This is a genomic window from Pseudomonas sp. RIT-PI-S, from assembly GCF_025642975.1.
Classification (GTDB): domain Bacteria; phylum Pseudomonadota; class Gammaproteobacteria; order Pseudomonadales; family Pseudomonadaceae; genus Aquipseudomonas.
On sequence record NZ_JANZKJ010000007.1, the window covers coordinates 49,342 to 65,402 of the forward strand.

General features: G+C 63.1%; 15 protein-coding genes. 6 read left to right on the forward strand and 9 right to left on the reverse strand.

Features of this window, described 5'->3' with window-relative positions; translation table 11 throughout:
• Positions 1-2: 2 nt before the first annotated feature.
• From OGL93_RS11725 to OGL93_RS11755, 7 genes are all read right to left on the reverse strand, one after another.
• On the reverse strand, positions 3-713 hold the full coding sequence (locus OGL93_RS11725) for an ABC transporter permease (protein WP_263262817.1): 711 nt from the start codon (positions 711-713) through the stop codon (positions 3-5).
• A complete protein-coding gene (locus OGL93_RS11730) occupies positions 710-1,438 on the reverse strand; it encodes an ABC transporter permease (RefSeq protein WP_263262818.1) in 729 nt (242 codons plus the stop codon). Before OGL93_RS11730 ends, OGL93_RS11725 begins: the two co-directional genes overlap by 4 nt.
• A gap of 97 nt (positions 1,439-1,535) precedes the next feature.
• The gene (locus OGL93_RS11735; RefSeq protein ID WP_263262819.1) at positions 1,536-2,318 is read right to left on the reverse strand and encodes a transporter substrate-binding domain-containing protein; all 783 of its coding nucleotides are present in this window, start codon (positions 2,316-2,318) and stop codon (positions 1,536-1,538) included.
• Between the two features lie 235 nt (positions 2,319-2,553).
• Positions 2,554-4,221 (reverse strand): ATP-dependent DNA ligase, encoded by a 1,668-nt coding sequence (locus tag OGL93_RS11740; RefSeq protein ID WP_263262820.1) that lies wholly within the window; start codon positions 4,219-4,221, stop codon positions 2,554-2,556.
• The gene (locus OGL93_RS11745) at positions 4,218-5,234 is read right to left on the reverse strand and encodes a ligase-associated DNA damage response exonuclease (RefSeq protein WP_263262821.1); all 1,017 of its coding nucleotides are present in this window, start codon (positions 5,232-5,234) and stop codon (positions 4,218-4,220) included. The genes OGL93_RS11740 and OGL93_RS11745 overlap by 4 nt, the downstream gene beginning before the upstream one ends.
• Positions 5,235-5,395: 161 nt before the next feature.
• Positions 5,396-7,930 (reverse strand): penicillin acylase family protein, encoded by a 2,535-nt coding sequence (locus tag OGL93_RS11750; RefSeq protein WP_263262822.1) that lies wholly within the window; start codon positions 7,928-7,930, stop codon positions 5,396-5,398.
• Between the two features lie 119 nt (positions 7,931-8,049).
• Complete coding sequence (locus tag OGL93_RS11755) at positions 8,050-8,694, reverse strand: glutathione binding-like protein (protein ID WP_263262823.1); 645 nt, start codon at positions 8,692-8,694, stop codon at positions 8,050-8,052.
• A gap of 186 nt (positions 8,695-8,880) precedes the next feature.
• On the opposite strand from OGL93_RS11755, the gene OGL93_RS11760 reads away from it, so the two are divergent.
• The 6 genes from OGL93_RS11760 to OGL93_RS11785 all read left to right on the forward strand — a co-directional run bounded on the left by OGL93_RS11760 (position 8,881) and on the right by OGL93_RS11785 (position 14,134).
• The gene (locus OGL93_RS11760) at positions 8,881-9,114 is read left to right on the forward strand and encodes a hypothetical protein (RefSeq protein ID WP_263262824.1); all 234 of its coding nucleotides are present in this window, start codon (positions 8,881-8,883) and stop codon (positions 9,112-9,114) included.
• A gap of 139 nt (positions 9,115-9,253) precedes the next feature.
• A complete protein-coding gene (locus OGL93_RS11765; RefSeq protein WP_263262825.1) occupies positions 9,254-9,595 on the forward strand; it encodes a ribonuclease E inhibitor RraB in 342 nt (113 codons plus the stop codon).
• A 171-nt stretch (positions 9,596-9,766) separates the two neighbouring features.
• Positions 9,767-11,200, forward strand: a complete 1,434-nt coding sequence (locus OGL93_RS11770; RefSeq protein WP_263262826.1) for a circularly permuted type 2 ATP-grasp protein — start codon at positions 9,767-9,769, stop codon at positions 11,198-11,200.
• A complete protein-coding gene (locus OGL93_RS11775; RefSeq protein ID WP_263262827.1) occupies positions 11,190-12,140 on the forward strand; it encodes an alpha-E domain-containing protein in 951 nt (316 codons plus the stop codon). Before OGL93_RS11770 ends, OGL93_RS11775 begins: the two co-directional genes overlap by 11 nt.
• Complete coding sequence (locus tag OGL93_RS11780; protein ID WP_263262828.1) at positions 12,137-12,940, forward strand: transglutaminase family protein; 804 nt, start codon at positions 12,137-12,139, stop codon at positions 12,938-12,940. Before OGL93_RS11775 ends, OGL93_RS11780 begins: the two co-directional genes overlap by 4 nt.
• A gap of 468 nt (positions 12,941-13,408) precedes the next feature.
• Positions 13,409-14,134, forward strand: coding sequence for an amidotransferase (locus OGL93_RS11785; protein ID WP_263262829.1), 726 nt, complete (start codon positions 13,409-13,411; stop codon positions 14,132-14,134).
• 110 nt (positions 14,135-14,244) lie between these two features.
• On the opposite strand, the gene OGL93_RS11790 is transcribed toward OGL93_RS11785, so the two are convergent.
• Positions 14,245-15,216 (reverse strand): magnesium and cobalt transport protein CorA, encoded by a 972-nt coding sequence (locus OGL93_RS11790; protein ID WP_263262830.1) that lies wholly within the window; start codon positions 15,214-15,216, stop codon positions 14,245-14,247.
• Between the two features lie 30 nt (positions 15,217-15,246).
• Positions 15,247-15,984 carry a 1-acylglycerol-3-phosphate O-acyltransferase gene (locus OGL93_RS11795; RefSeq protein ID WP_263262831.1) on the reverse strand — a complete coding sequence of 246 codons (738 nt, stop codon included), beginning with the start codon at positions 15,982-15,984 and terminating at the stop codon, positions 15,247-15,249.
• Positions 15,985-16,061: the final 77 nt, after the last annotated feature.

Sequence of the window (16,061 nt, forward strand, 5' to 3'; positions counted from 1 at the left end):
CCTTATCGTGCGGGGCCCAGGAAGGCCAGCCAGCGGCGTTCGGCGAGGCGGAACAGCCCTACCAGGGTGAAGGTGACGGCCAGGTACAAAAGCGCGGCAATACCGAAAGATTCGAAGGTCATGTAGGTGGCCGAGTTAGCATCCCGGGCGACCTTGAGGATATCCGGCACGGTGGCGGTAAAGGCCACAGTGGTGGAATGCAGCATGAGGATGACCTCGTTGCTGTAGTACGGCAGCGACCGGCGCAGCACCGAGGGCATGATCACATAGGCATACAGCTTGAACCCGGTGAGGCCATAGGCCTTGGCCGCTTCGATCTCGCCGTGGGCCATGCTGCGGATGGCACCGGCGAAGATTTCCGTGGTGTAGGCGCAGGTGTTCAGGGCGAACGCCAGGATCGTGCAGTTCATGGCGTTGCGGAAGAACTCGTTGAGCAGCGGCTGGTCGCGCACCCCTTCCAGGCTGTAGATGCCCGTGTAGCAGATCAGCAGCTGGATATACAGCGGGGTGCCGCGGAACACGTAGGTATAGAACTGCACCGGCCAGCGTATCCAGAAGCGCGGGGAAACCCGGGCGATGGACAGCGGGATGGAGCAGACGAAGCCGATGGCGATGGAGGCGCTGAGCAGCCACATGGTCATGGCCAGGCCGGTCACGTTGACGCCATCGCTATACAGGAACGGCCGCCAGTACTCCTGAAGTAACTCGATCATCGCATCGCCTCCCGGCTGCCCGCGCTATACCGCCGCTCCAGCCACCTGAGCACCAGGTTCGAGGCGCTGGTGATCAGCAGGTAGATGAAGCCCGCCAAGGCGAGGAAGTAAAACAGCTGGTAGGTACTTTTGCCGGCGTCCTGGGCAGCCTTCACCAGGTCGGCCAGGCCGATGATGGACACCAGTGCGGTGGCCTTGAGGATGACCATCCAGTTGTTGCCGATCCCGGGCAGGGCGAAGCGCATCATTTGCGGGAAGACCACGAAGCGGAAGCGTTGGCCGCGGGTCAGGCCGTAGGCGGTGGCCGCTTCCATCTGCCCTCTGGGAACGGCGAGGATGGCGCCGCGGAAGGTTTCGGTGAAATACGCCCCGTAGATAAAGCCCAGGGTGATCACGCCTGCGGCGAAGGGGTCGATTTCGATGTAGTCCCAGTCCATCGCATCGGTGAGCAGGGTCAGCCAGATCTGTAGGCTGTAGAAGATCAGCAGCATCAGCACCAAGTCGGGCACGCCGCGAATCAGGGTGGTGTACAGCTGCGCCAGCATGCGCAGCGCCTTGACCCCGGAAAGCTTGGCGCTCGCCCCGATCAGCCCGAGCACAACGGCGACCAGTAGCGAGAGCAAGGAAAGTTTGATGGTCATCCAGGTGCCCTCTAGCAACAGCGGGCCAAAGCCTTTCAGACTGAATGCCGAGAGCCCGAGGCTCTGCAACAGGTGTTCAAGCATGTATCAACCCTTACAGTCGATAAAGGCGCCCGCCCCCGCGCCGGACCGCTGGCCAGAAGCCGGGGTGCGGGCGTGGGCGGGCGCCGTTTGGGGGAGCTTACTTACCGCTGTACAGGTTCAGGTCGCCGAAGTGCTTCTTCTGGATCTCGGCGTAGGTACCGTCGTCATGCAGCGCCTTGATGCCTTTGTTCAGCAGCGCTTGCAGGTCTTTCTTGCCTTTGCTGATGCCGACCGCGGTTTTGGCTGGCAGCAGGTCGCTGTCGATCGGCTTGCTCACTTCGTAGTCCGCGCCCTGCGGTGACTTGAGGAAGCCCAGCTCGGCCTGCAGCATGTCCTGCACGGAGGCGTCCAGGCGGCCCGAGGTCAGGTCGGCGTAAACCTGGTCCTGGTTGGCATAGGCCTGGGTTTTGACCCCAGCCTTGTCCAGTACGGCCTTGGCGTAGGCTTCCTGAATGGTGCCTTGCTCGTAGCCCACGGTCTTGCCCTTGAGGGAGGCGACGTCTTCGGTGATGCCGCTGCCTTTCTTGAAGACCAGGGCGGTCGGGCCGGAGAAGAGTTCGTCGGAGAAGTCGATGACCTTTTCACGCGCTGGGGTCACGGTCATGGACGAGATCACGCCGTCGAACTTGTTGGCCTTAAGGCCCGGGATCATGCCGTCGAAATCGCTTTCGACCCACTTGCAGGTAACCTTCAGCTCTTTGCAGATCGCGTTGCCCAGGTCGATATCGAAACCGACCAGGCTGCCGTCGGCGGCCTTGGACTCGAACGGGGCATAGGATGGATCAACGCCAAAACGCAGCTCTTTGTATTCCTTGGCCATAGCGCCGCCAGCGGACAGACAGAGCGCCAGAGCGGAAAGGGTCAGCCATGCTTTTTTCATTGTGCAGTCCTTAAAAGACGAAGGTTTGCCAGGCGGTACAGCGTTACCGGCGGATGCCAGACATCATCGTGATAGCAAAATTCGCACCATGGTCCTTGGTCAGGTTACCAGCGAGGCGCATGGTAATCCCTTTGCGTCGCAGATCTGACCGAACCGGGGTGTACCGACGGTATTCGACCCCGCCCCATAACGAGGCGGCGCGTTGCGGCGGCGCTATTGTGGTGCGAGGTGGGGTTCAACTCAACAAGTCTTGTAACGTTGCGAGACTATCTGCTTCCTCTACGGGCTTATCGTGACGCCAACGCAACATGCGTGGAAACCGCACCGCGATCCCGCTTTTATGGCGTTTGGACAGCGCGATGCCCTCAAAACCCAGTTCGAACACAAGTGTGGGGGTAACACTACGTACCGGGCCGAATTTTTCCACGGTGGTGCGGCGGATGATTGCATCGACCTGGCGCATTTCGGCGTCGGTAAGGCCCGAGTAGGCCTTGGCGAAGGGCACCAGGGTGCGCTCGGTACCGGGCGGGCCATCCCACACGGCGAAGGTGTAATCGGTGTAGAGGCTGGCCCGGCGGCCGTGCCCAGCCTGGGCATAGATCAGTACCGCATCCACGGTGAACGGGTCGACCTTCCATTTCCACCACACGCCCATGTCCTTGGTGCGGCCCACTCCATAGAGCGCGTCGCGAGCCTTGAGCATCATGCCCTCCACGCCCAGCCGACGAGACGCCTCGCGCTGCTCCGCCAGCGTGGCCCAGCTATCGCCTTGCAGCAGCGGCGACAGCTGCAATACCGGGCTGGCGGCTTGCTCGGCGACCGCCTCGAGTTGAGCGCGGCGAGCGTGCTGCGGGCGGCTGCGCCAATCCTGGCCGAGGTACTCGAGCAGGTCATAGGCCAGCACCACTACCGGGATGTCTTCGAGCAGCTTGCGGCTCAGGGTCTTGCGGCCGATGCGCTGCTGCAGGAGGGCGAAGGGCTGCACCGAGGGCGCCTGCGGCTCGCCTTGAACGGCGTCGGCCGGGGCCTTCCACACCACGATCTCGCCGTCGATCACGGTGCCATCGGGCAGGTCGGTCAGCGCCTGCAGCTCCGGGAAACGGTCGGTAACCAGCTCTTCGCCGCGTGACCACACCCACAGGCGGCCGTCACGCTTGACCACCTGGGCGCGGATGCCGTCCCACTTCCACTCTATTTGCCAGCGTTCGCACTGGCCGAGCAGGGTATCGAACTGTTCCACCGGCTGTTGCAGTGCGTGAGCGAGAAAGAACGGGTAGGGCTGGCCGCCGCGCTGGGCATGTTCGTGTTCGCTCTCTGCGGCGACCAACTTGAGGTAGGCCTCGGCACTGGGCCGGTGCGAGAGGTCGGTATAACCCACCAGCCGCTGCGCCACGCGCTTGCTATCCAGCCCGGCAAGCTGGGCGAGGGCGCGAGTGACCAGCAGCTTGGAGACGCCAACGCGGAAACTGCCGGTGATCAGCTTCAGGCACACCATCAGGCTTTGCCGGTCCAGTTGCTGCCACAAGGGTGGCAAGCGCTGCGCCAGCTCTTCCGGGGGCAGGCCGCGCAGCGGCAGCAGCTCGTGCTCCATCCACCAGGCCAGGCCCGCATCGCTGCTGTGGGTGGAGTCTGGCAGCACCAGCGACACCGTCTCGGCCAGGTCGCCCACGGCCTGGTAGCTTTCTTCGAACAACCATTCGGGTAACCCGGAAAGGCTGATCGCAAGCTCGCGCAGCAGCCGCGTGGGCACCAGCTGGCGTGGCCGCCCGCCGGACAGGAAGTACACGGCCCAGGCCGCGTCGGCGGGCGCGGCATCTGCGAAATACGCCTGCAGCGCCGCCAGCTTGGCATTGCTGGAGGTGGTGGCGTCGAGTTCGGCATAGAGCGCGGCAAAGGCTTTCATTGCGGCTGCTCCGGCGCGGCGGCTTCATCTTCGTCGCCGTACTCGGTGGTAAAGCCCTGGGCATCGAGGCCCAGGTCGCACAGGTAGCGCACCAGTACGTTCACCGAGCCGTGGGTGACCATCACCCGCTGCGCGCCCGTTTGTTCGATGGCCCAAAGCAGGCCAGGCCAGTCGGCGTGGTCGCTGAGCACAAAGCCGCGGTCCACGCCGCGCCGGCGGCGGGTGCCGCGCAAGCGCATCCAGCCGCTGGCGAAGGCGTCGCTGTAATCGCCGAAGCGGCGCATCCAGGTGCTGCCGCCTGCGGAGGGCGGCGCGATGATCAACGAAGAGCGCAGCGCCGGGTCGGTTTTCTTGAAGTCCCCGGCGTAGTGGGTTTCCGGGATATGCACGCCGGCTTCGCGATAAACCCGGTTCAGCGGCTCTACCGAGCCATGGCTGAGGATCGGGCCAATGCTGGCGTCGATGCCATGCAGCAGGCGCTGCGCCTTGCCGAAGGCGTAGCAGAACAACACGCTGGCCTTGCCCGCGGCCACGTTCCCGCGCCACCACTGGTTGACCTCGGCGAAGATTTCCGCCTGCGGCTGCCAGCGGTAGATCGGCAAGCCAAAGGTCGATTCGGTGATAAAGGTATGGCAACGCACGGGTTCGAAGGGCGCGCAGGTGCCGTCTGGCTCTACTTTGTAGTCCCCCGAGGCCACCCACACCTCGCCTTGATATTCCAGCCGCACTTGCGCCGAACCCAGTACATGCCCGGCGGGATGCAGGCTGATGGTCACGCCGTTGTGCACCAGGCGCTCGCCATAGGCCAGGGTTTGCAGGTTGATGTCCGCGCCCAGCCGGGTTCTTAGAATGCCTGCGCCGATGTCGGTCGCCAGGTAATGGCCGTTGCCGGTGCGGGCATGGTCGCCATGGCCGTGGGTGATGACCGAGCGTGGCACCGGCTTCCAGGGGTCTATATAGAAATCACCGGCCGTGCAATACAGGCCTTCGGGGCGAGCGATAACCAGGTCCATTGAGCGTTTTCGCTGACAGGGGCTTGCTTGTTCAGAGCCGCCGGCTTCGCTGGAAGTTGCACCGAGAACCGTAGCAGCCCGGTTGCGCTTGGGGGTTCGCGGGTTTTACCCACTCCTCCAGGGTGTGACCTGTAGAAGCGGGTAAAGCCCGCGAACAAGCGCTATTTCGCCGGCACCAGGGTCAGCCGCTGCGTGCCGTAGGCTCTGTCCAGGTTCTGTGGCTGCATCGGGAACGTCAGGTATTGCCCTTTGAGCCAGTTCTGGATGCCGTCGGCGTAATGCGGGCTGGCGGGGTTGCCGGATTGGCCAGTGCTGTTGAGCCCCATCATCGGCTCTGGCTGGCCGAAGTCCACCACGATGCGCATGGCCGGGATCAGCCAGGCGTCGAAGTTGCCACTGCCCCAATGCCAGGCGGCCGCGTTCAGGGTGGTGTGGTCGCCGCCGGCTGGAATCGGGCCGCGGTTGAGGTAGCTGTCCAGGCTGGCTAGGCCGGCACGCTGGGTGGCATCCAGCCAGGGCGCCAACTGGGTGCTTTGTGCCGCCCAGCGGTATTGATGCAGCTTGCCCCATTGCCACGCCTTGCGGTCCGTGCCCAGCAGGGTTTCGCCGCTGCTGACCGCGGCGGCCAGGCTTCGCGCGATGATCGTCGGCTTGTCTTCTTTCTGCGGGGTGCGGATGTCATCCCAGAACGGGCTGTCCTCGCGGCCCAGCAGGTGATCCGCCTGGGCTGAGTAAGACTGGTCGGCGTTGGCCACAAAGGCCTTCCAGGTCGGGCTGTCCTCCGGGCCGAGTTCGTCGAGGAAGGTTTGCCGCGCGCTTTCTTGCAGGAACAGCTCATAAAGCGCGGCGTCAGCTGAATCCGCAGCCAGCCGGCCGTCGAACGCCATCAGTCGAGAGAGCGCCTCGCGGGCTTTGCCGCGCTCGGCGTCCGGCAGGGCATCAATGGCTTTTTTCAACGGCAGGGCCATGCCCGGCGCTTCGAACATGCGCTTGAGCTTGGCGGCGAAGGGCGTGGTCTGGTCGTATTGCCAGGCGACCATGCTACGGGCGTCCTGCTTGCCGTTAGCGGCTAGCTGCGCCAGGCGCTCGCTGCGCTCGGGGTAATACCAGGAGCTGGACAGCTGCATGCCGTAGCCAGGCTGGGCGGTGCGTTGGTTCGCGGTGCCGAGCCAGCCGCTGGCAGGCGTTTGGTCGTAGGGGTGCAGCATCGAGTCGGCGTACCCGTCCCAGTCGAAGCGGCTGTCCCAGCCGGGTGAGGGCACCAGGCCCTTGCCTTCCTTGCGGTTAGGGTAGCGCCCGGTCACCTGCCAACCGATGTCGTTGGCGTCGGCGAACACCATGTTCAAGGCAATGGCGCGGATCTCGCGGCTGGTGTCGAAGGCACGCTCCACGTTTTGCGCGCGCGACAAATCGAAGAAGGCGTCGAGGGTCTTGTCGTCCTTGAGGTCTGGCATCTGCAAGGCCAAACCATAGCCGCTGGCGAACGGCGCCGGTTGCAGCGGGAGCTTGCGCTCGCCCAGCGCTGTATTGAGCAAGGGGCCGTGGCGGGTTTCGTAGATGACTTCGCGTACCGGCTTCTGGCCCTTGATAAAGAAGGTTTCGTTACGCGCCGAGGCGCGCAGCCACTTGCCATCGGCTTGATACAGCAACACGCCGTTGTCGCGCTTTACGCGCTCGAGGAACAGGTCTTGGTTATCGCCCATGACCATGGTCATGCCCCAGGCCAGCTTGCCGTTGAAGCCCGCGACCACGGCGGGCACCCCCGCCAGGGAGACGCCCGCAGCCTGGAATTTCGGTGCGCGGATCTGTACGAAATTCCAGGCGCTCGGCAGGCCGATCGGCAGGTGAGTGTCGTTGGCGAACAGGCTCTTGCCGCTGCGGCTGCGCTCTGGTGCCAGCGCCCAGTTATTGGAGGCGGCGATGCCCATCTGCCCGAGCCCGGCGAGCTGGCCGCTCAGCGCATCGAGGCTGGCGAACTGCCCGCCAAGGTTAAGCCCCTTGAGCTTCGCTGCTTCATCGAACGGCAGGGGTTCGTCCGGGTAGGTCGGGATCAGCCAAGCCAGGTTGTCCGCACCGACTTTCTGCGCCAGCACCAGGCTGTTGATCTCTTCCTGCAGGTTCATCTGCAGGCTGAAGTTCATCAGGCAGAAGATCAGCGCCGAATCCTCGCCTTTCCAGTACTCGGGCTTATAGCCGGACTGCGCCAGGTCCACTGGTAGCTTGTCGCGATAGCGGAACAGCCAGGCGTTCACGCCGCGGGCATAGATCTCGAAGAAGTTGCGCAAGCGGGGGGAGGCTCCGGCATACAGCCCGGCTGCGCGGCGCTTGAGGTCCACGGTGCGCATGAAGCGGTCCACCTCCAGCACGCCTGGCCCGGCCATCTCGGCCAGCCGGCCTTGAGCCAGCAAGCGCATGCCGACCATCTGGCTGATGCGGTCGCTGGCGTGGACATAGCCCAGCGCGAACAGCGCGTCGTGGAAGTTGTTGCTTTCGATCAGCGGCATGCCCAGGTCATTGCGGCGTACCGAAACGTTCTGCCCCAAGCCCTTGAGTGGCTGCACGCCCACGCTCGGTGGCAGGCTTTCGCTGTTGTGGTCGTCGACCCAGGCCTGGCACCCGGCCAGGCCTAGCGCGCCGGCGATCGCGGCGGCCAGGCCAACGCGGGGGAGGAAGTGGCGGACTGCAGACGACGCCATTGGAGGGCTCCTGGGCAAGCATCGGAAAAGGCGCTTAAGGTAGTGAGGGTTTTACGCCTTCGCAAGCCAGCCCATCGGCTTTATTTGCCCCGGGCCCCCAGGGTGCGCCGGGTCACCACTCAGGGTTTGGGCGGATTGACCTTGGCGGTCCATTCATAAGCCTTCACCGTGGCTGGCCGAGCCTTGATGGTTTCGAACCAGCGCTTGAGGTGAGGGAAGTCCTCGAGTTTCTGGTTTTGCATCTCGTACGGCACGATCCACGGGTAGATCGCCATGTCGGCGATGCTGTAGTGGTCCCCGCCCACGAACGTCGCTTGCGCCAGCCGTTTGTCCAGTACGCCGTACAGGCGGGCGGTTTCATCGGTGTAGCGCTTGATTGCGTAGGGAATTTTCTCCGGGGCGAAGCGGCCGAAGTGGTGATTTTGCCCGGCCATCGGGCCAAGGCCACCCATTTGCCAGAACAACCACTGCAGCACTTGCTGGCGCTCGCGTAGGTCCGTCGCGAGGAACTTGCCGGTTTTCTCCGCCAGATAAAGCAGGATCGCACCGGATTCGAACAGGGAGATCGGCGCGCCGCCGTCGGTTGGCGCCTGGTCGATGATGGCCGGGATGCGATTGTTAGGGGAGATTTTCAAGAAATCGGCGGCGAATTGCTCGCCCTTGCTGATGTTGATCGGGTGCAGCTTGTATTCGAGCCCGGCCTCTTCCAGAAACAAGGTGATCTTGTGGCCGTTGGGGGTGGTCCAGTAATAAAGGTCGATCATCAAGCGCTCCGTTGCACAGGTTAAGGGCTATCCAGCAGCTTGGGGCTCGCTTGCGTTAAATCAAGTGAAACATCTGTGTGCCGCTTGCACTAAAACAGCCGGAACAACCCTGCCAGCACCCCGGTCCACTATGGGCAGGCAAGCAGTGCCTGGCATCGATACATTCATCGCCTGAGGGAGATAGCAATGAAACAGTGGCAGATCACCTTCACCGACAAGAGCGGCAGCCCGTCATCGATTTCGGTCCCGTCCGAGCACCGCCCTAGCGATGAAGAGGCCGCCGTAGCCATCCGGGCCAAGATGTTTCCGGTCATCCACGAGGTCCCCCTCAATGACTTCGATGGGCGTGACGAGAAGCCCACTGCCAAGTGGCTCGAAGAGCAGAACGGTATGAAGATCACCGCCATCACGGAGGCTTGATGCCGGGTGGCGCCACCCGCGGCCGATACCCCGTGCACGGCGGGGTGTACTGAACATTTCACGCTGAACGCTTCATGCAAGTGGCCGGGATGACCGGCGACAAGGAGAGTCTATCCATCGCTTTTCAGGAGGACGAGACATGAGCAATGCCTATCAGGAAGACATCAGCACCCTGCTGTTACGCAAAATGAAAGAAGGCGGCTTCGACTTCGCAGCCATCCACCCCATCGAATTTTATGCCGTGTTTCCAGACGAGCATCGGGCCCGCGCGGCCGCTGGCCACTTTCGCGGTGAGTCCCTCAATGCTCAGGTGATGGAGCGCCCGGACGGTGCCTGGCACCTGGAGCTGTCTAAGCTGATGTATGCCACGCACTTCGGTATCGGGGAGTTCGAGCACGACTTCGAGTCGGTGGTCGAGCCACTGGGTGGGGAAATCGAAGGCTGGGGCGTGAAGCACAAGATGCCCAGGCACCAGGCGTGAGCGTGCAGGCCGGCTGCGTTGCCGTGAAGCGCTGTCCCGCTTGCGGCAACCCGGGTGCACGCCTTTGGTGCGACGTCGACCCGAGTTGGCCGCCAATGCCTGATTAAACGGGGCGGGGCGGCTGGCACGGGGCTTGCGACACTGGTATGTCCAGGTGACAAGGAGCACGGCATGAGCCGCACCTATTTTGACGAAATGTACGACGCGGACGGTCAGGTTCGCCCGCATTACCAGGCGTTTGCCCAATGGCTGGCTCAAACCCCGGAAGAGCTCCTGTCGCAGCGTCGTCGTGAAGCGGATTTGCTGTTCCACCGCGCGGGTATCACCTTCACCCTCTATGGCGACGAGCAGGGCACCGAGCGGCTGATCCCCTTCGATACCATTCCGCGCAGCATTCCGGCCAGCGAATGGCGGGTGGTGGAGCGTGGCTGCATCCAACGGGTCAAGGCCTTGAACATGTTCCTGGCCGACCTTTACCACGATCAGCGCATCATCAAGGCCGGGGTGATCCCAGCCGAACAGGTGCTGGCCAACGAGCAATACCAGCTCGCCATGCAGGGCCTGGACTTGCATCGAGACGTGTATTCGCATATTTCCGGGGTGGACCTGGTTCGCGACGGCGACGGCACTTTCTACGTGCTTGAAGACAATCTGCGCACGCCCAGCGGCGTGAGCTACATGCTCGAAGACCGCAAGATGATGATGCGGTTGTTCCCCGAGCTGTTCGCGGCGCAGCGCATTGCGCCGGTGGATCATTACCCCAGCATGCTGCTCGAAACCCTGAAGAGTTCCAGCCCGCTGGACGACCCCAGCGTGGTGGTCATGACGCCGGGCCGTTTCAACAGCGCCTTCTTCGAGCACGCCTTCCTGGCCCGGGAAATGGGCGTGGAACTGGTCGAGGGGGCAGACCTGTTCGTGCGCGACGACAAGGTGTACATGCGGACCACCCACGGCCCGCACCAGGTAGACGTGATCTACCGTCGTCTCGATGACGCCTTCCTCGACCCGCTCGCGTTCAACCCAGACTCGATGCTCGGCGTGCCCGGCCTGCTATCGGCCTACCGCTCCGGCAACGTGGTGCTGGCCAATGCCATCGGCACCGGCGTGGCCGACGACAAGTCGGTGTATCCCTTCGTGACCGACATGATTCGTTTCTACCTCGACGAAGAGCCGATCCTCAAGAACGTGCCGACCTGGCAATGCCGCAAGCCGGAGGAGCTGTCTCACGTGCTGGCGCACCTGCCTGAACTGGTGGTCAAGGAAACCCAAGGCTCCGGCGGCTACGGGATGCTGGTAGGGCCCGCCGCCAGTGCGGCCGAGATCGAAGCCTTCCGCGCCCGCCTAAAGGCGCGGCCGGCAGCCTATATCGCCCAGCCCACGCTGAGCCTTTCCACGTGCCCTACGTTCGTGGAAAACGGTATCGCCCCACGCCATATCGACCTGCGCCCGTTCGTGCTGTCTGGCAAGGAAACCCGTGTCGTCCCCGGTGGGCTGACCCGGGTGGCGCTGCGCGAAGGTTCACTGGTGGTGAACTCGTCCCAAGGTGGCGGCACCAAGGACACCTGGGTTGTCGAGGATCAAGGAAGCTTGCCCAATGCTCAGTAGAACTGCCTCAGACCTGTATTGGATGTCGCGCTACCTGGAGCGCGCGGAAAACATGGCACGCATGCTGGACGTCAGCTATTCGCTGTCGCTGATGCCCCAGGACGGGCGCACCGGCCTGGATGAAATGGCCATGCCGCTGCTGATCACTGGCACCCTGGACGATTACCTACAGCGCCATGGCGAGCCCCATGCCGAGCGGCTGCTGCATTTTTTCGCACTCGACGCCAGCAACCTGGGCAGCATCTATAGCTGCCTGGGTGCCGCCCGCGCCTCGGCCCACGCGGTCAGAGGCCGGATCACCGCCGACATGTGGGAAAACATCAACTCTACCTGGCTGGAAATCCGCGGCATTGCTGCCCAAGGTTTGGCGCAATACGGCATGAGCCGGTTCTGTGAATGGCTCAAGGAGCGTTCGCACCTGTTCCGGGGCGCGACCTACGGCACCATCATGCGCAACGACGCCTTCCGCTTTATTCGCCTGGGGACGTTCCTGGAGCGCGCCGACAACACCTTGCGGTTGCTCGACGCCCGCTACGAAATGATGAGCATCAAGGCGCTCAACACCGTTGCCGACGATTCGGCGTGGAGCTATTACCAGTGGAGCGCGCTGCTACGGGCGCTGTCGTCGTTCGAGGCTTATACCGAGATCTACCGCGACGCTCCCGCTGCGCGGCCGGTGGCTGAGTTGCTGCTGTTGCGCGCCGATGTGCCGCGCTCTCTACGCGCCTGCACCGAAGAAATCGACCAGATCCTCTCCGTGCTGCCAGGCCTCAATGGCCGCCCCGCCCAGCGCATGGCCGCCGAAATGGACGCCCGCCTGCGCTACACGGGCATCGATGAAATCCTGCAGGCAGGGTTACATGAGTGGCTCAACCAGTTCATCGATCAGGTGCGTGACCTGGGCAATGTCATCCACACCTGTTACCTGGAGGTTGTATGAGGCTTTCGATCAGTCAGGAAACGACCTACCGGTTCGAGGACGAAGTGCGCAGCAGCATTCAGTACTTGCGCCTGACCCCACATGACACCGAGCGCCAGCACGTGCTCAGTTGGCAGCTGGATTTACCACGGCAGGTTCGCCCGCAGCTCGATCCCTTTGGCAATGTGTTGCATGTGCTCAGCCTGGAAGGCCCGCACGCGTGTATCACGATCCGCGCGCGTGGCCAGGTCGACATCAACGAGGCGCTGGAGGCTGAACACGAGCGGCCGTCGCCGTTGCCGTACCTGCGCACCACCACGTTGACCGAGGCCGAAGGCGAGCTGCGCGACTTCGCCCATGCGTCCTGCGGCAGCAAACGCGATCGCACGGGGTTGTTAGACCTGATGGAGGCGTTAGGCACGCAGATGACAGGGCAGCCTGGCGCCGATGGCCTGGGCCTGAGCGCCACTGACGCCTTTGCCCAGCGCAGCAGCGCCTGCCACGACCAGGCGCATGCTTTCCTGGCCTGCGCCCGGGTGCTGGGCGTGCCGGCGCGTTATGTGTCCGGGTACCTGTATACGCCCGGCAGCGACCGTCTGGCCGACCATGCGTGGGCCGAGGCCTGGCTGGACGGCGCCTGGTACAGTTTTGACATCGCCCAGCGGCTTGCCCGGCCGGAGCGACATTTGAAGCTTGCCGTGGGCCTTGATCACCTCGATGCCTGCCCAGTGCGAGCCATGCGGCGGGCAGGTGGCATAAGGGCGAGCAACGGCCACGTGGAGGTGACGCCTAGCCCATCGCTTAAGGTTGCCGAGCAATGATCTCGCCCATTGGGCGATCAGCCGAATAGGCGCCCCAGGTTCGGCAAGATCAATAGCAACGTGGTGGCGAAGACGATCAAGGTCGCCTGGCGCATTTTGGGATGTTTGAACATGACCTCTAGCCTTTCTTCTTGTTGACCAGCGCCGACCCCGCTGCCTGGGGCCGGCTTCACTGCCTGTTGGCTGGTCGCGGTGGCACAGGCGAGCGGGCCCGAATCACCGGAACACTGTTCAATGTAGAAGCGGTGGCGTGGCTGTCCAGAGCGATTTGATAGGAATATGACCCATTATTAGGCCAAAATCGCATGAAACTATCTGCCGTATCGTTTCAGTAGGCTGACCTAGACGCCCTCAGCCGGCTACCCCAGCGCCCGACCGTTCGTCTGTCTACACCCTTGCATTTACCTGCCGTTCGGATGCAGGCTTGCGCCAAGCAATTCCGCTTGTTTCGACCCGAGACCGATACCCATGTCGTTGCGCATCTGCATCCTCGAAACCGACCACATCCGCCCTGAGCTGGTCGAGCGATACACAGGCTATGGCGCGATGTTCAAAGAGCTGTTCAAGCGTCAGCCAGTGGCCGCGGATTTCGAGGTGTTCAACGTGGTCGACGGTCAATATCCTCCCGAGACAGCACGCTACGACGCCTACCTGGTTACCGGCAGCAAGGCCGATTCGTTCGGCAATGATCCGTGGATCGAAACCCTCAAGGCGTTCCTGCTCGACCGTTATCAGCGCGGCGACAAGCTTCTTGGGGTCTGCTTCGGTCATCAGTTGCTCGCGCTGCTGCTGGGCGGCCGCGCCCAGCGGGCGGAACAGGGCTGGGGGCTGGGGAGCCATCGCTACGAACTGCACGCGCGGCCAGCCTGGATGACCCCGCAGGCGAACGACCTGACCCTGCTGATCAGCCACCAGGACCAGGTCACCGAGCTGCCGGAGGGCGCTACCGTCGTCGCTTCCAGTGAGTTCTGCCGGTATGCGGCCTACCAGCTCAATGATCAGGTGCTGTGCTTCCAGGGCCACCCGGAGTTCGTTCAGGATTACTCCCGGGCACTGCTCGACCTGCGCCAGCAACACCTTGGCGAACACGTGTATCAAGCCGCCATGGACAGCCTGGCGCGCGACCATGATGGGGCGACCGTCGCAGAATGGATGATGCGCTTCGTGGCTGGCCCGAACGTCAACGCGGCCTGAAGCCCCCGCGGGGCTGTAGGAAAGGGGAGGGCCGCGAAAGCGATAGCATCCTGTGCGCGCTTTTCATTAGCCGCATAGGTGCCGGCTCCCCTCCCGCACGGGGGCTGCGCCTACAGCCACCCAGACCGTTTGAAGCTGGCGTATAGCCCGGTGCAGCCAAGGGTGATCACCCCCAGCACGGTGAAGTAGCCGTAGTGCCAAGTCAGCTCGGGCATGTACTGGAAGTTCATCCCATAGATCCCGGCGATGGCGGTAGGGAAGGCAAGTATCGCTGCCCACGCACCGAACTTGCGCTGGGTGACGCTCTGCCGGGCAGACTCCAGCAGCATTCCGATCTCGATCGTCTGGCTGGCGATATCGCGGATGCCCACCAAATCCTCCATCTGCCGATTGACGTGAATCTGCACGTCCCGGAAGTAGGGCCGCATGTTGCGGTCGATGAAGGGGAAATCCAGCCGCTGGAGTTCCTCGCTGATTTCCACCAGCGGTGCCAGGTAGCGGCGCATTTTCAGCAAGTCCCGACGCAACGCATGCAAGCACTGGATGTCGCGCTCATTGAGCGCCTGGCTCAGCACGTTGTGCTCCAGGGCCTCGATTTCCTGGTGGATGCTTTCGGTGGCCGGCTGGTAATTGTCGGTCACGAAATCGAGAATCGCGTAAAGCACGAAGTCTTCGCCGTGCTCTAGCAGCAACGGTCGTGCCTCGCAGCGCTGGCGAACCAGGGAGTAGGACGCTGAATGGCCGTTGCGGCAAGTAATCACATAACCCTTGCCGGCGAAGATGTTGGTTTCGATGAATTCCAGCGTGCCATCGCGGCGCACCGGCGAATAGGTCACGATGAACAGCGCGTCGCCGAAAGTCTCAAGCTTGGGGCGGGTGTGGCGCTCCAGTGCGTCCTCTATCGCCAGCTCATGCAGCCCGAACTGCTCCTGAAGCAGAGACAGCGTGGCAGCGTCCGGTTCTTCCAGGCCGATCCAAACGAAATGGTCGGGCTGGCAGGCCCACTTTCGCCCGTCTTGTAACTGGATGTCGGTGACCTTTCTACCGGCGGTATAGACCGCCGCCGCAACCACTCGGCCCATGATCGGTGGATCTCCACTGGTGTCGCCTGATCAGAGTGACGCTTGCGCTTGCAGTTCAGTGGCCATCGAAAGCTCGTCGACACACGCTTGCATTGCCGTTTGGCAGCGGGCCATGAGGTCTGGGATGTCTTTCGCGGTCAAGCCCTGGGTCGGAATCGGCGCCAGGGAGCGTACCCGGATGTAGCCGCTGTGCCGCCGGTTGAAGTCCAGTGTGCCTACGTAGCGGCTGGCACACACTGGGATGATAGGCACCCCAGCGTCGATCGCCATCATGAAGGCCCCCTTCTTGAACGGCAGCAGGCGATCGCTGGGGTTGCGCGTGCCTTCGGGGAATATCCAGATGGACGTTCGCTGATCGCGCAGCACGCGGCTGGTGGTCTGCAGGGCCCGGCGCGCCTGGTAGGCGTTATCCCGGTTGAGCAGTACGTTGCCCCCGAGCCAGAACAGCTGACCGAACAGCGGCACCCAACCTAGGCTCTTTTTGCCGATACAGGCCATGCGCCGCGGCACGATCGAGCCGAGGAAGAACACATCGTAGTTGGACTGATGGTTGGCAATGATCACGAAGCCCGGAGGCTGGGCTTGCAGCGAAGCCACGTCCGCTTCCAGGCTCAAGCCCAGCAACGGCAGGGCGGGGCGGCTATACAGCCGTGCGAAGATCCGATTGTTGTCAGGGTTGAACGGCCGGGCAAGGCCGACCAGCAGGCCCAGCACCCCCACCAGCAGAAAGTTCAGGCCCAGCAAGGCCATGCGAACGATGTAGAGCATGCCATCTACTCTTGGTGCAAAGGCCACGCAGTGTACGGTCGCGGCCTGCGAGCGGCAAATGACATCGTTCGCGCGGG